The organism is Pseudomonas sp. 2FE (assembly GCF_005503735.1).
Lineage (GTDB): Bacteria > Pseudomonadota > Gammaproteobacteria > Pseudomonadales > Pseudomonadaceae > Aquipseudomonas.
Map to the genome: position 1 here is coordinate 267,525 of NZ_SCMO01000001.1, position 12,970 is coordinate 280,494.

General features: G+C 65.5%; 15 protein-coding genes. All 15 read left to right on the forward strand.

The window, feature by feature from the left end; all coding sequences use genetic code 11:
• The first annotated feature begins 194 nt into the window (after positions 1-194).
• The 15 genes from cobO to FFS12_RS01385 all read left to right on the forward strand — a co-directional run bounded on the left by cobO (position 195) and on the right by FFS12_RS01385 (position 12,897).
• Positions 195-806, forward strand: coding sequence for a cob(I)yrinic acid a,c-diamide adenosyltransferase (gene cobO, locus FFS12_RS01320; RefSeq protein WP_137885188.1), 612 nt, complete (start codon positions 195-197; stop codon positions 804-806).
• A gap of 112 nt (positions 807-918) precedes the next feature.
• Positions 919-2,223, forward strand: coding sequence for a cobyrinate a,c-diamide synthase (locus tag FFS12_RS01325; protein WP_137885189.1), 1,305 nt, complete (start codon positions 919-921; stop codon positions 2,221-2,223).
• A gap of 13 nt (positions 2,224-2,236) precedes the next feature.
• Positions 2,237-2,902: a 5,6-dimethylbenzimidazole synthase gene (gene bluB / locus FFS12_RS01330; RefSeq protein ID WP_137885190.1), complete on the forward strand. Its 666-nt coding sequence runs from the start codon at positions 2,237-2,239 to the stop codon at positions 2,900-2,902.
• On the forward strand, positions 2,899-3,852 hold the full coding sequence (gene cbiB / locus FFS12_RS01335; RefSeq protein ID WP_137885191.1) for an adenosylcobinamide-phosphate synthase CbiB: 954 nt from the start codon (positions 2,899-2,901) through the stop codon (positions 3,850-3,852). Before bluB ends, cbiB begins: the two co-directional genes overlap by 4 nt.
• Entirely contained in the window at positions 3,845-4,873 is a 1,029-nt protein-coding gene (gene cobD, locus FFS12_RS01340) for a threonine-phosphate decarboxylase CobD (RefSeq protein ID WP_137885192.1), read from the forward strand. Before cbiB ends, cobD begins: the two co-directional genes overlap by 8 nt.
• Positions 4,870-6,321 (forward strand): cobyric acid synthase, encoded by a 1,452-nt coding sequence (locus FFS12_RS01345; RefSeq protein WP_137885193.1) that lies wholly within the window; start codon positions 4,870-4,872, stop codon positions 6,319-6,321. Before cobD ends, FFS12_RS01345 begins: the two co-directional genes overlap by 4 nt.
• 13 nt (positions 6,322-6,334) lie before the next feature.
• A complete protein-coding gene (cobU, locus tag FFS12_RS01350) occupies positions 6,335-6,856 on the forward strand; it encodes a bifunctional adenosylcobinamide kinase/adenosylcobinamide-phosphate guanylyltransferase (protein ID WP_137885194.1) in 522 nt (173 codons plus the stop codon).
• Positions 6,853-7,908 carry a nicotinate-nucleotide--dimethylbenzimidazole phosphoribosyltransferase gene (gene cobT, locus FFS12_RS01355; RefSeq protein WP_137885195.1) on the forward strand — a complete coding sequence of 352 codons (1,056 nt, stop codon included), beginning with the start codon at positions 6,853-6,855 and terminating at the stop codon, positions 7,906-7,908. Before cobU ends, cobT begins: the two co-directional genes overlap by 4 nt.
• Positions 7,905-8,477 (forward strand): alpha-ribazole phosphatase family protein, encoded by a 573-nt coding sequence (cobC, locus tag FFS12_RS01360; protein WP_137885196.1) that lies wholly within the window; start codon positions 7,905-7,907, stop codon positions 8,475-8,477. Before cobT ends, cobC begins: the two co-directional genes overlap by 4 nt.
• 9 nt (positions 8,478-8,486) lie before the next feature.
• Positions 8,487-9,233, forward strand: a complete 747-nt coding sequence (locus tag FFS12_RS01365) for an adenosylcobinamide-GDP ribazoletransferase (RefSeq protein ID WP_137885816.1) — start codon at positions 8,487-8,489, stop codon at positions 9,231-9,233.
• A gap of 60 nt (positions 9,234-9,293) precedes the next feature.
• Complete coding sequence (locus FFS12_RS01370) at positions 9,294-9,707, forward strand: MarR family winged helix-turn-helix transcriptional regulator (protein ID WP_137885197.1); 414 nt, start codon at positions 9,294-9,296, stop codon at positions 9,705-9,707.
• 46 nt (positions 9,708-9,753) lie between these two features.
• Entirely contained in the window at positions 9,754-10,962 is a 1,209-nt protein-coding gene (locus FFS12_RS01375) for an MFS transporter (RefSeq protein WP_137885198.1), read from the forward strand.
• Positions 10,959-11,081: a hypothetical protein gene (locus FFS12_RS20070; RefSeq protein ID WP_256657242.1), complete on the forward strand. Its 123-nt coding sequence runs from the start codon at positions 10,959-10,961 to the stop codon at positions 11,079-11,081. Before FFS12_RS01375 ends, FFS12_RS20070 begins: the two co-directional genes overlap by 4 nt.
• A gap of 92 nt (positions 11,082-11,173) precedes the next feature.
• Entirely contained in the window at positions 11,174-11,725 is a 552-nt protein-coding gene (locus tag FFS12_RS01380; RefSeq protein WP_137885199.1) for a glutathione peroxidase, read from the forward strand.
• Between the two features lie 119 nt (positions 11,726-11,844).
• The gene (locus tag FFS12_RS01385; protein ID WP_137885200.1) at positions 11,845-12,897 is read left to right on the forward strand and encodes a DUF2167 domain-containing protein; all 1,053 of its coding nucleotides are present in this window, start codon (positions 11,845-11,847) and stop codon (positions 12,895-12,897) included.
• Positions 12,898-12,970 lie beyond the last annotated feature (73 nt).

Here is a 12,970-nt window from a genome sequence, read left to right on the forward strand (position 1 = left end):
GGCGAGAGTGGTGGAGATCCTGTCTCGATGAGTAAGTCCTTTCTGGTGCCAGCTATTGGTTCGGCGGTGGCGAGACTTTGTCCGCCGTGTCCCGGGCGGCATTCTTTCCTGACTAGTCTGTCTCTACACCCTTTTCGCGCTTCCAGCGGTGTTTGGGCAGCCTCCAACGTGCAGCAAGGTTCTGAGGTGAAACGATGAGCGAGTCAGCAGAAAGAGACGCCCGCCACAAGGCCCGGATGGAGCGCAAGAAGGCCCTGGTCGACGAAAAGATCGCCCAGGCGCAAGACCAATACGGTCTGTTGCTGGTGCACACCGGCAATGGCAAAGGCAAAAGCAGCTCGGCCTTCGGTATGGTCGCCCGCGCGTTGGGACATGGCATGAAGGTCGGCGTGGTGCAGTTCATCAAAGGCGCGGCGAGCACTGGCGAAGAGCGATTCTTCCGCCGCTTCCCCGAGGAAGTCAGCTACCACGTGATGGGTGAGGGTTACACCTGGGACACCCAGGATCGCCAGCGCGATATCGACAAGGCCGTCGCCGCCTGGGCGGTGGCCAAGCAGTTGTTGAATGACCCCGAGATCGGCCTGGTGGTGCTGGATGAGCTGAATATCGCGCTCAAGCATGGCTATTTGCCGTTGGACACCGTGCTGGCCGATATCGGTGGTCGCCCGCTGTTGCAGCACGTGGTCGCCACCGGCCGTGGTGCGCCGCCCGGCTTGATCGAGGCGGCAGACACCGTGACCGAAATGGGCATGCTCAAGCATGCGTTCAAGTCCGGCGTGAAGGCGCAGAAAGGGGTGGAGTTTTGAGGCGCCTGGCTTTAGTAGGGTGGATTCGCCGCAACGCGGCAATCCACCATCCGGAGGCCATGCGGTGCATTGCCCTGCGGTCGAATGCACCCTACGGACGAGGTTTGAGCGCATGAGCTCCGCACGCCAATGCCCGGCCCTGTTGATCGCCGCGCCGGCTTCCGGCCAGGGCAAGACCACCGTCACCGCCGCCCTGGCGCGGCTGCATACGCGCCAGGGCAAGCGGGTGCGGGTGTTCAAGTGCGGGCCGGACTTTCTCGACCCGATGATCCTCGCCCGCGCCAGCGCCGCGCCGGTCTATCAGCTCGACCTGTGGATGGTCGGCGCGGTGGAAAGCCGTCGCCTGCTCTGGGAAGCCGCTGGTGAGGCCGACTTGATTCTGATCGAAGGGGTCATGGGCCTGTTCGATGGCACACCGTCCGCCGCCGATCTGGCGCGGCATTTCGGCGTGCCGGTGATGGCGCTGATCGACGGCTCCGGCATGGCCCAGACCTTTGGTGCCATGGCCCACGGCATGGCCACCTTCCAGGCCGATCTGCCGTTCTCCGGGGTGCTGGCCAACCGCACCGGCAGCATCCGCCATGGCGAGATATTGCGTGACTGCCTGCCCAAGCACATTCATTGGTACGGCGCCTTGCCGCGTAGCGCCGCGATCGAACTACCGAGCCGGCACCTGGGGCTGGTGCAGGCCGAAGAACTGGCCGATCTGGACGCCCGTCTGGATGCCGCCGCCGATGCCCTGGCCGCGAGTGCCGACGTCGGCTTGCCGGCGCCGGTGAGTTTTGCCGCGCCCGAGCTGTTTGAGAGCCAGCCCATCGAGCCGTTATTGGCCGGCGTGCGCATCGGCGTCGCGCGGGACACCTCGTTCGCCTTTATCTACCAGGCTAACCTCGATCTGCTGCGCCAGTTGGGTGCCGAGCTGATTCAGTTTTCGCCGCTGCAGGATGCCGAGATACCCGAGGTAGACAGCCTCTATCTGCCCGGCGGCTACCCCGAGCTGCACCTGCAACAGCTGGCGGCCAATCAGCCGATGAGCGCGGCGATTCATGCCCATCACGCCGCCGGCAAACCGATCCACGCCGAGTGTGGCGGCATGCTCTACCTGCTCAAGGCGCTGACCGATAAAGACGGTGAGCGTGGCGAGCTGCTCGGTCTGCTGCCCGGCCAGGCGCTGATGCACAAACGCCTGAAGGCGCTGGCGTTGCAGGAAATCGAATTGCCGGAAGGGCGCCTGCGTGGCCACACCTACCACTATTCGGAGCTGGACTGCGCCCTGGAGCCGCTGGCCCGTGGCGTCTGCCCGACTTATAAGCGCACGGCCGAGGCGGTTTACCGGATCGGCCGGCTGACCGCTTCCTATATCCACCTTTATCTGCCGTCCAATCCCCAGGCGGCTGCGGCCCTGTTCCTACCATGAGCGAGTCAACTGCATGAGCCAGCACGCGTTCAGCGAAGCCGAGCGCGCGGCGGTGTACCGCGCGATTGCCGAACGCCGCGACATGCGCCATTTCAGTGGCGGCCAGGTCGCGCCTGAACTGCTGGCGCGTCTGCTGGAGGCGGCGCATCAGGCGCCGAGCGTCGGCTTGATGCAGCCTTGGCGGTTTATCCGCATCACCCGGCCAGGCTTGCGTGAGGCTATTCATGGCCTGGTGGAAGAGGAGCGGGTGCGCACGGCCGAGGCCTTGCAGCAGCGCTCGGATGAATTCATGCGGCTCAAGGTCGAGGGTATACGCGACTGCGCCGAGTTGCTGGTGATGGCCCTGATGGACGGCCGCGAGGCGCATGTGTTCGGTCGCCGCACCTTGCCGGAAATGGACCTGGCGTCGCTCGCCTGCGCGATTCAGAACCTCTGGCTCGCCGCTCGCGCGGAAGGTCTGGGCCTGGGCTGGGTGTCCTTGTTCGACCCCGAGGCCCTGGCCGCGCTGCTCCATTTACCGGCCGGGGCGAAACCGGTGGCGGTGCTCTGCCTGGGCCCGGTGCCGGAGTTTTACCCGGTACCGATGTTGCAGCAGGAAGGCTGGGCCACACCCCGGCCGCTGGCCGAACTGGTGTTCGACAATCAGTGGGAAGAGCGGCAGCGGGGTGAGCGGGCATGAGCATCGCCCTGATGACTGTGGCCGGCGTGGCGCTGGATGCCGTGTTGGGTGAGCCGAAACGCTGGCACCCGCTGGTGGCCTTTGGGCGCCTGGCTGACGCACTTGAGAGGCGCTTTAACCGACCCTTCGCGCCCCCTTCGGCAGAAGGTGATCCGCATCACCAGGAGATCGGTCGCGGCTGGCGCAGCCATGGGGTCACGGCCTGGGTGCTGGCGGTATTGCCGCTGACGCTGATGGCCTATCTGTTGAGCCTGCTGCCCACTGTCGGCTGGCTGGTCGAGGTCCTGGCGCTGTATGCGGCCATCGGCCTGAAGAGCCTGGCCGAGCATGCCGAGCCGGTGGCCCGGGCGCTGCGCGAGGATGATCTGCCGCAGGCGCGCGAACGCGTCGGTTACCTGGTCAGCCGGCAGACCGCCGAGCTGGATCACCAGGCCGTCGCCCGCGCCGCCACCGAATCGGTGCTGGAGAACGGCAGCGATGCGGTCTACGCCGCGTTGTTCTGGTTCGTGCTGCTCGGCGCGCCGGGCGTGGTGCTGTACCGCCTGAGCAATACCCTGGACGCCATGTGGGGCTATCGCAACGCGCGCTTCGAGCGCTTCGGCTGGGCCGCCGCGCGGATCGATGACGTACTCAATTACCTCCCCGCGCGGCTGGTGGCGCTGACTTACGCCCTGCTCGGCAAAACCCGGCTGGCACTGCACTGCTGGCGCACTCAGGCGCCGACCTGGGACAGCCCCAACGCCGGCCCGGTGATGGCTGCCGGTGCTGGTGCGCTCGGTGTGGCACTCGGCGGGCCGGCGGTTTACCACGGTGAGTTGCACCAGCGCCCGCGCCTGGGCGAAGGGCCGGCAGCCGGCGCGGAGACTATCGAGCGGGCGGTCAGCCTGGTGCGCCGAGGGGTGCTGCTCTGGCTGCTGATCTTGCTGGTAGGAGGCCGGCTCTATGCTTGAACACGGCGGGCGTTTGCAACTGGCGGCGCGCCAGTACGGGATTGCCGAGGCCGACTGGCTCGATCTCTCCACCGGCATCGCGCCCTGGCCCTGGCCGGTGCCGGCGATTCCGCTGCGTGCCTGGGCCCGTTTGCCGGAAACCGAAGACGGCCTGGAAGCCGCCGCCCGCGCCTATTATGGAGCCGCCCAGCTGTTGCCGGTGGCCGGCTCGCAAGCCGCGATCCAGATGCTGCCGCGCCTGCGTCGCGCTGGCAAAGTCGGCGTGCTGTCGCCCTGTTACGCCGAGCATGCCGAGGCCTGGCGCAAGGGCGGGCATAGCGTCCTTGAGCTCGGCGAGGATGAGGTGGACCTGCTCCTGGATCTGGAGGGGGTCGATGGACTCGACGTGCTGGTGCTGGTCAATCCGAACAATCCAACCGGGCGGCTGATCGAACGGACGCAACTGCTCGACTGGCATGCGCGATTGGCCCGCCGGGGTGGCTGGTTGGTGGTCGACGAGGCCTTTATGGACAACACGCCGGAACATAGTCTGGCGGCCAGCAGCGGCCGAGATGGACTGATCGTGCTGCGCTCGTTCGGCAAGTTCTTCGGCCTGGCCGGTGCCCGGCTTGGTTTCGTCCTGGCGCCAAACGAACTGTTGCAGGCGCTCGCCGAACAGCTCGGGCCCTGGACTATCAATGGCCCGACCCGGGTGCTCGGTGCAGCCTGCCTGCGCGATGGCGACGGGCATCTGCTGCAGCGTCAGCGCTCGGCCCAGGCCAGCGAGCGTCTGGCCGGGTTGCTCGGGCGCCATGGCTTTGCACCTGTCGGTGGTTGTGCGTTGTTCCAATGGCTGCCGAGCGCCGAGGCGCAGGCGTTGCAGGACTTCCTCGGCCGGCGCGGCATCCTCGTCAGGCTGTTCGTGCAGCAGTTTGTAGAAAAAGTGCAAAGCAGCAGCCTGCGTTTTGGCCTGCCGGCGGATGAAGCGGGCTGGGCCCGCCTCGAGCAAGCGTTGCAGGCCTATCGGCAGGAGTTTGCATGAGTACCTTAATGGTCCAGGGCACGACCTCGGATGCCGGTAAAAGCACCCTGGTCGCCGCGCTGTGTCGCTGGTTGCAACGCCAGGGCGTCGTGGTGGTGCCGTTCAAGCCGCAGAATATGGCGCTCAACAGCGCGGTGACGGCCGACGGCGGCGAAATAGGTCGCGCCCAGGCGGTGCAGGCACAGGCTTGTGGTCTGGCGCCGCACACCGATATGAACCCGGTGCTGCTGAAGCCCAACAGCGACACGGGCGCGCAGGTGATCATCCATGGCCGCGCCATCAGCAGCATGGAGGCGGCGGCCTATCACGACTACAAAAAGGTCGCGCTGCAGGCGGTGCTGCAATCTCATCGACGCCTGAGTGACGCTTACCAGGTGGTAATGGTGGAGGGCGCCGGCTCGCCGGCGGAGATCAACCTGCGGGCTGGCGACATCGCCAATATGGGCTTCGCCGAAGCGGTGGATTGCCCGGTGATCCTGATTGCCGATATCGACCGGGGTGGCGTATTCGCGCACCTGGTCGGCACCCTGGAGCTGCTGTCCGCAAGCGAGCAGGCACGGGTCCAGGGTTTCGTCATCAATCGTTTTCGCGGTGCCTTGAGCCTGCTGCAACCGGGCCTCGACTGGCTCGAACAGCGGACCGGCAAGCCGGTGCTCGGCGTGCTGCCGTACCTCGGCGATCTGCATCTGGAAGCCGAAGACGCCATCGACCGCCGCCAGACGCCCAAGGCCGAGCGGGTGCTGAAGGTGGTGGTGCCGGTGCTGCCGCGGATCAGCAACCACACCGACTTCGACCCGCTGCGCCTGCATCCGCAGGTCGATTTGCAGTTCGTTGCGCCGGGGCAGCCGATTCCGGCGGCGGATCTGATCATCCTGCCCGGTTCGAAAAGCGTGCGAGCCGATCTGGTGTTTCTGCGTGCCAACGGCTGGGAAGAGACGCTGCAACGGCATCTGCGCTATGGCGGCAAACTGCTGGGGATTTGCGGCGGCTTGCAGATGCTCGGCCGCAATCTGCACGACCCGCTCGGGCTGGAAGGCGCGGCGGGCTCCAGCCCGGGTTTCGGCCTGCTGGAGTTCGACACCGTGCTGGCCGCGGAAAAACAGCTGCGCAATGTCCAGGGCCATTTGTGCCTGGAGGATGCGCCGATGAGCGGTTACGAAATCCATGCCGGCGTCACTAGCGGGCCGGCGCTGGATCTTGCCGCGGTGCGCCTGACCGATGGCCGCAACGATGGCGCGCAGAGTGTGGACGGGCAGATTCTCGGCACCTACCTGCACGGCCTGTTCGAAACGCCGGCAGCCTGCAGTGCCTTGCTGCGCTGGGCCGGCTTGCGCGACGTGCAGCCGGTCGATTACCACGCCCTGCGCGAGCGCGATCTCGAGCGGCTGGCCGATCTGGTCGAGAAACATCTGGACTGTGCGCGGTTGCGCGAACTCTGTGAGCTGTAGCTAAGGTCTCTACATGATTGAACTTATTTTGGGCGGCGCGCGCTCCGGCAAGAGTCGTTTGGCCGAGCGCCTGGCGGCAGAGAGCGGCGGGCCTGTGACCTATATCGCCACCTCGCAAGCCCATGACGGCGAGATGAGTGCGCGTATCCGGCACCACCGCGAACGTCGCCCGTTGCACTGGGGGCTGATCGAGGAGCCGCTGGCACTGGCCCGCGTGTTGGCGGAAAACGCCGCCGAGGACCGGTGTCTGCTGGTCGACTGCCTGACGCTCTGGCTGACCAATCTGCTGATGCTGGATGAGCCGGCGCGGCTGGCGGCCGAGCGTGAGGCGCTGCTGAACGGTATCGAGCAACTGCCGGGGCGGATCATCCTGGTCAGCAATGAGACCGGCCTCGGTGTGGTGCCGCTGGGCGAACTGACCCGCCGTTATGTCGATGAAGCGGGCTGGCTGCATCAGGCCCTGGCCGAGCGCTGCCAACGGGTGATTTTCAGCGTGGCCGGTTTACCCATGATTCTCAAAGGAGTGCCGTTATGAGTCTGTCCTGGTGGGCTGCACCCTGTCAGCCGCTGGATGCTATCGCCAGCACCAAGGCTCTGGCGCGCCAGCAGCAATTGACCAAGCCGGCCGGTTCCCTCGGCCAACTGGAGCAGGTGGCGATTGACCTGGCCGGCATGCAGGGGCGCGAGCGGCCCAGGGTTGATAGCCTGTGGATCGCGATTTTCGCCGCCGATCACGGCGTGGTGGCCGAGGGTGTTTCGGCCTATCCGCAAGCGGTCACCGGGCAGATGCTGCGCAACTTCGTGACCGGCGGCGCGGCCATCAGCGTGCTGGCGCGGCAGTTGGGCGCCGCCCTGGAGGTCATCGACCTGGGCACCGCGGTGCCGCTGGAGCCCTTGCCGAATGTGCGACATTTGCAGCTTGGCGCCGGTACGCAGAATTTTGCCCGGGGCCCGGCGATGACTCGGGCACAAGCCTTGATCGCCCTGGAGGCCGGCCGTGATAGCGTGCGGCGGGCCCAGGCTGTCGGCGCCGAGCTGTATATCGGTGGCGAGATGGGGATTGGCAACACCAGCTCGGCCAGCGCCCTGGCCTGCGCCTTGTTGGGCTGCCCGGCGCGCCTGATGGTCGGCCCCGGCACCGGCTTGGATGCGGCTGGCGTTGCGCATAAAACCGCGGTGATCGAGCGCGCGCTGGCGCTGCATCAGGCCCATCTGGGCGAGCCGCTAGCGCTGTTGCAGCACCTCGGTGGTTTTGAAATCGCCGCGCTGGTCGGCGCCTACCTGGCCTGCGCCCAGCAGGGTTTGGCGGTGCTGGTGGATGGTTTCATCTGCAGCGTGGCGGCCCTGCTCGCGGTGCGCATCAATCCCGCTTGCCGGCAATGGTTGCTGTTCGCCCATCGCGGCGCCGAGCCGGGGCATCAGGCGGTGCTGCAAGCCCTGCAGGCGCAGCCGTTGTTGCAGCTCGGCTTGCGCCTGGGCGAGGGCAGCGGGGCGGCTTTGGCGGTGCCGCTGGTGCAACTGGCCTGCCGTCTGCACGGCGACATGGCGACCTTCGCCGAAGCCGCCGTGGCGGATAGGCCGGCATGAGCTTGCAGCTGGATCTGCTGCGCCACGGTGAAACCGAGCTGGGCGGCGGCTTTCGCGGCAGCCTGGACGACGCGTTGACCGCCAGCGGCTGGGCGCAGATGCGCGCGGCGGTCGCTGACGCCGGGCCTTGGGATCTGATCGTCAGCTCGCCGCTGCAACGCTGTGCCGCCTTCGCCCGCGAATTGGCGGAGCAGCAGGGCGTGGCGCTGCTGCTGGAAAACGATCTGTGCGAGCTGCATTTCGGCGCCTGGGAAGGCCGCAGCGCGGCGGCATTGATGGAGACGCAGGCCGAGGAACTCGGGTTGTTCTGGGCCGATCCCTACGCCTTCACGCCACCCGCGGGCGAACCCGTGCTGCAGTTCGCCGCGCGCGTGCTGGCCGCCACCGAGCGGCTGGCCGCCCGTTTCACCGGTCAGCGCCTGCTGCTGGTGACCCATGGCGGCGTGATGCGGCTGCTGCTGGCCCAGGCGCGCGGTCTGCCGCGTGAGCAGTTGTTGCAGGTGGAGGTCGGGCATGGCGCTTTGTTCCAGCTGAGCGTCGCGACTCCCTTCGCGCTGAGCGAGCGCTAAGCCATGTCGATTCAGCCACTCTTGATCGCCCTGCAATTTCTTACCTGTCTGCCGATCCGCCTGGCCGGCATGCCGACATCGGAACAGCTGGGGCGCTCGTTGCTCTGGTATCCGGCCGTGGGGTTGTTGCTGGGCGCGTTGCTCTGGGGCTTGAGCGTGCTGCTCGGCGGCGCTCCGCTGCTGTTGCACGCGGCCGTGTTGTTGGCGGCCTGGGTGATCTTGACTGGTGCGCTGCACCTAGACGGTCTGGCGGACACCGCCGATGCCTGGCTCGGCGGCCTGGGTGATCGAGAACGCACCCTGACGATCATGAAAGATCCGCGCAGTGGGCCGGTCGCGGTGGTCACGCTGGTGCTGCTGCTGTTGCTCAAGTTCGCCGCCCTGGTGGCGCTGCTCGAACAGGGCCAGGAGCCGGCGTTGCTGCTGGCACCCTGGCTGGCTCGGGCGCTGCTACCGCTGCTGTTTCTCAGCACGCCCTATGTGCGTATCGGCGGTCTGGGGCAGGCGCTGGCCGAGCATTTGCCGCGGCAGACGCTGCCGTGGGTGCTCGGCGCACATGGCCTGGCCATACTGCTGTTGGGCTGGGCGGGGCTGCTGGCGCTGGCTTGCGCCTTGCTGCTGTTTGCCTGGCTGCGGCGGCGGATGATCGCCCGGCTTGGCGGCACCACCGGCGATACTGCCGGCGCTATGGTCGAGTTGGTGGAATGCGCGGTGCTGCTCAGCCTGGCCCTGGCGCACGGCTGGGCGCCAACCTGAGTCGACGGTCAAGCTGTTTAGGCTTGACCTGTTGTAGATTGCGGGTATATACATGCAATCATGCTGATGACCCACTGCCTTTGCACCAAACTGCGCCGCGCCACTCGCAGCGTGAGCAGACTCTACGACGATGCCCTGCGCGATATCGGCTTGAACGTTGCGCAGTATTCCCTGTTGAGCCATTTGCAGCGCTTGGATCAGCCGAGCATTTCCGTGCTGGCCGTGGCCATGGGCCTGGATCGCAGCACCCTGGGGCGAAACCTCAAGGTGTTGCAAGCTGAAGGTCTGATTGTGCTCGGCGAAGGTGAGGATCACCGTAGTCGCCTGGTGCAACTCAGCGCGGCCGGGCGCGAACGTATCGCCCTGGCGCTGGTGGCCTGGAAGAAGGCCCAGGCGGATCTGGCCCAGCGCCTGGGCGAGGGAAAGCGCGAAGCGCTGCTGATGCTGTTGGATGATCTGGAAAGCATCGATTGATTTTTTGCGAAACTAAGCGGGTATATACCTGTATTTGGAGAGGGTGATGTCGACGAGCTGGCGGGCAAGTGTAGGGATTCTAGTCGGCGCGGCGTTGATTCTGGCGTTGTCGCTGGGCATCCGTCATGGCTTTGGCCTATTCCTCGCGCCGATGAGTGCGGAATTCGGCTGGGGGCGTGAGGTGTTTGCCTTCGCCATCGCGTTGCAGAACCTGATCTGGGGCCTGGCGCAGCCGTTCACCGGTGCGCTGGCCGACCGCTTCGGTGCGTCGCGGGTGGTCCTGGTCGGCGGCGTTCTATATGCCGCCGGGCTGGTGTTGATGGGGCTGGCAGACTCGCCCTGGTCGCTATCGCTGAGTGCCGGTCTACTGATCGGGATTGGCCTGTCCGGCACCTCGTTTTCGGTACTGCTCGGGGTAGTCGGCCGTGCGGTGCCGGCCGAGAAACGCAGCATGGCCATGGGGATCGCCAGTGCCGCGGGTTCTTTTGGCCAATTCGCCATGCTGCCGGGCACGCTGGGTTTGATCGGTTGGTTGGGCTGGTCGGCGGCGCTGCTGGCCCTGGGCGCACTGGTCGCGCTGATCGTGCCGCTGGTGGGCATGCTGCGTGATCGGCCGTTGCCGCTGCTGGGCCATGAGCAGACCTTGCGGGAGGCGTTGCATGAGGCCACCGGCCATTCCGGTTTCTGGCTGCTGGCACTGGGCTTTTTCGTCTGCGGTTTCCAGGTGGTGTTTATCGGGGTGCACCTGCCGGCCTACCTGGTCGATCAACATCTGCCGGCGCAGGTGGGCACCACGGTGTTGGCGCTGGTCGGGTTGTTCAATGTGTTCGGCACTTACTGCGCCGGCTGGCTCGGCGGGCGGATGTCGAAACCGCGCCTGCTCACCGCGCTATACCTGGCGCGGGCGCTGGTGATTGCCTGGTTTATCCTGGCGCCATTGAGCGTCTGGAGTGCCTACGCCTTTGGCATCGCGATGGGGTTGCTGTGGCTGTCCACCGTGCCGCTGACCAATGGCACGGTGGCGACGCTGTTTGGCGTGCGTAACTTGTCGATGCTCGGCGGCATCGTCTTCCTCTTCCACCAGTTGGGCGCCTTTCTCGGCGGCTGGCTGGGCGGTTATCTGTATGACCGTACCGGCAGTTATGACCTGGTCTGGCAGATTGCGATTCTCCTCAGCCTGCTCGCGGCGGCGCTCAACTGGCCGGTGCGCGAGCAGCCGGTGGCGCGCTTGCAGACTGAGGCGAGTGCGGCATGAAAGGCTCGCTAGGTTGGTCGCTGGGACTCGCTGGCGGGCTGATCGTGCTGGCGTTGATCTGGTGGGGTTGGCAGCGTGGCGGGCTGGCCTTGCTGCAACTGGGCATGGGTGCCTGTTAGGTGCCCGCCCAATGCGTTACGTGCGGCCGATTGCCGTGGCGGGAGAGGGCGAGTAGCGTTGCTCGCCAGTTCGCCCTTTCAGGATGTAAGCCATGACCTTGCGTATGTTTGTCTTTCCACTGTTGCTTGCCGCGCTGGCCGGCCCGCTGTTGGCTGCCGAGTGCCCGCGATTGTTGCAGGGCGAGCTGCCAAAGCTGCGGGCCAAGGACAGCATCGACCTCTGTCAGCGCTTTGCCGGCAAGCCCTTGCTGGTGGTCAATACCGCCAGCCATTGCGGTTTTGCCCCGCAGTTCAAGGGGCTGGAAGCCCTGTATAAGCGTTATCAGGATCAGGGCCTGGAAGTGCTCGGCGTACCTTCAGACGACTTCAAGCAGGAAGCCGCCGACTCCACCGAGACCGCCAAGGTCTGTTACGTCAATTACGGCGTCACCTTTGCCATGACCGAGCCACAGCGGGTCACCGGTGCTCAAGCCATCCCGCTGTTCAAAGACCTGGCGCAGCAGAGCAGCGCGCCGCGCTGGAACTTCTACAAATATGTCGTCGATCGTCAGGGCAAGGTGATCGCCAGTTTCTCCAGCTTGACCAAGCCGGATAACGAAGATTTGCGTGCCGCGGTGGAGCAGGCCATCGCCTCGCAACCCTGATGTCGGCGGCGCTCTGCAGGCCGCGTCAGTGGTTAGCGATTGGCGGAATTCTGCCGGCTGACAGTTACCGGATCTGCTAAGGTTCTTTAGTGCTTTATCCCCCTGCCATGGAGTTACCGATGTCGATCAAGGAACTGATCCTGGCGGGCCTATTGGCCGCAGCCATCCCCTATGCCCTCGCCAGCCAAGCCGCCGAAGAAACTGCCGCGCAGGTGCAGGACGAGGTCGCCTCCGAGCTGGCCGCCGAGAGTGCCACCGAACAAGATCCGGCCGTGACGGACGAGCAGTTCGTTGCGGGTCTGCATCCGCAGACAGGTAAGGTCGTCATCGGCGCCAACCTGGCGACCCTGGATCTGCCGGAGCAATTTGTCTTCCTTAATAGCGCAGATGCCGAGCGGGTACTGACCGAAGCCTGGGGGAATCCGCCGAGTGATCCGCTGCCGTTGGGCATGATCTTGCCCGCCGGAATTTCCCCACTGGCGGGTGGGTCGTGGGCGGTGACCATAGAATACGAGGAGAACGGCTACGTCTCCGATGAGGACGCCGCGGACATCGACTACGACGAAATGCTCAAAGGCATGCAGGAAGACTCGCTCGCCAACAATAAGTGGCGCAGTGAACAGGGCTACGAGCCGGTTGCCCTGATCGGCTGGGCCGCCAAGCCGCATTACGACGCCGAAGGTAAAAAGCTCTACTGGGCCAAGGAGCTGAAGTTCGGCGAGGCTGAGACCAATACCCTCAACTACAACATCCGCGTGCTCGGTCGTAAGGGCGTGCTGGTGCTCAACTTTGTCGCCGACATGCAGCAACTGGCCGCTATCGAGCAGAACCTGCCGGGCGTGTTGGCCATGACCGAATTCAACGACGGCAACCGCTACGCCGACTTCAATCCGGAGTTGGACAAGGTCGCCGCTTACGGCCTGGGTGCGCTGATTGCTGGCAAGGTGGCGGCTAAGGTGGGTCTGTTGGCGGCGGGGTTGCTGCTGCTGAAGAAGTTCTGGTTCATTGTGATTGGCGGTGGCATCTGGTTGTTCAATCGGTTGCGTGGCAAGCAGGCTAAGCCGCTGCCGGTTGCCGAACCGCTGGCCAGCCAGGAGCCGCCAGCGCCGCCAATCGCTCCGGCGACTACCGTGCTGGATTTGAATCACGACGAGAAACCCCCGCAGTCCTGATCGGGCAATTGCATGGACTTGACCAGGCGTTTGCATTCCATCTGACCACCTGTTTGCATCCGACTAGATCATC

What these genes read in the sequence shown, in the direction of transcription:
- FFS12_RS20070 (WP_256657242.1), top strand. Translation starts at nt 10,959, where the DNA reads ATGAAAGGCTCGCTAGGTTGGTCGCTGGGACTCGCTGGCGGGCTGATC.
- FFS12_RS01325 (WP_137885189.1), top strand. Translation starts at nt 919, where the DNA reads ATGAGCTCCGCACGCCAATGCCCGGCCCTGTTGATCGCCGCGCCGGCT.
- FFS12_RS01345 (WP_137885193.1), top strand. Translation starts at nt 4,870, where the DNA reads ATGAGTACCTTAATGGTCCAGGGCACGACCTCGGATGCCGGTAAAAGC.
- cobC (WP_137885196.1), top strand. Translation starts at nt 7,905, where the DNA reads ATGAGCTTGCAGCTGGATCTGCTGCGCCACGGTGAAACCGAGCTGGGC.
- cobO (WP_137885188.1), top strand. Translation starts at nt 195, where the DNA reads ATGAGCGAGTCAGCAGAAAGAGACGCCCGCCACAAGGCCCGGATGGAG.
- FFS12_RS01385 (WP_137885200.1), top strand. Translation starts at nt 11,845, where the DNA reads ATGTCGATCAAGGAACTGATCCTGGCGGGCCTATTGGCCGCAGCCATC.
- cbiB (WP_137885191.1), top strand. Translation starts at nt 2,899, where the DNA reads ATGAGCATCGCCCTGATGACTGTGGCCGGCGTGGCGCTGGATGCCGTG.
- FFS12_RS01375 (WP_137885198.1), top strand. Translation starts at nt 9,754, where the DNA reads ATGTCGACGAGCTGGCGGGCAAGTGTAGGGATTCTAGTCGGCGCGGCG.
- bluB (WP_137885190.1), top strand. Translation starts at nt 2,237, where the DNA reads ATGAGCCAGCACGCGTTCAGCGAAGCCGAGCGCGCGGCGGTGTACCGC.
- FFS12_RS01380 (WP_137885199.1), top strand. Translation starts at nt 11,174, where the DNA reads ATGACCTTGCGTATGTTTGTCTTTCCACTGTTGCTTGCCGCGCTGGCC.
- cobD (WP_137885192.1), top strand. Translation starts at nt 3,845, where the DNA reads ATGCTTGAACACGGCGGGCGTTTGCAACTGGCGGCGCGCCAGTACGGG.
- cobU (WP_137885194.1), top strand. Translation starts at nt 6,335, where the DNA reads ATGATTGAACTTATTTTGGGCGGCGCGCGCTCCGGCAAGAGTCGTTTG.
- cobT (WP_137885195.1), top strand. Translation starts at nt 6,853, where the DNA reads ATGAGTCTGTCCTGGTGGGCTGCACCCTGTCAGCCGCTGGATGCTATC.
- FFS12_RS01370 (WP_137885197.1), top strand. Translation starts at nt 9,294, where the DNA reads ATGCTGATGACCCACTGCCTTTGCACCAAACTGCGCCGCGCCACTCGC.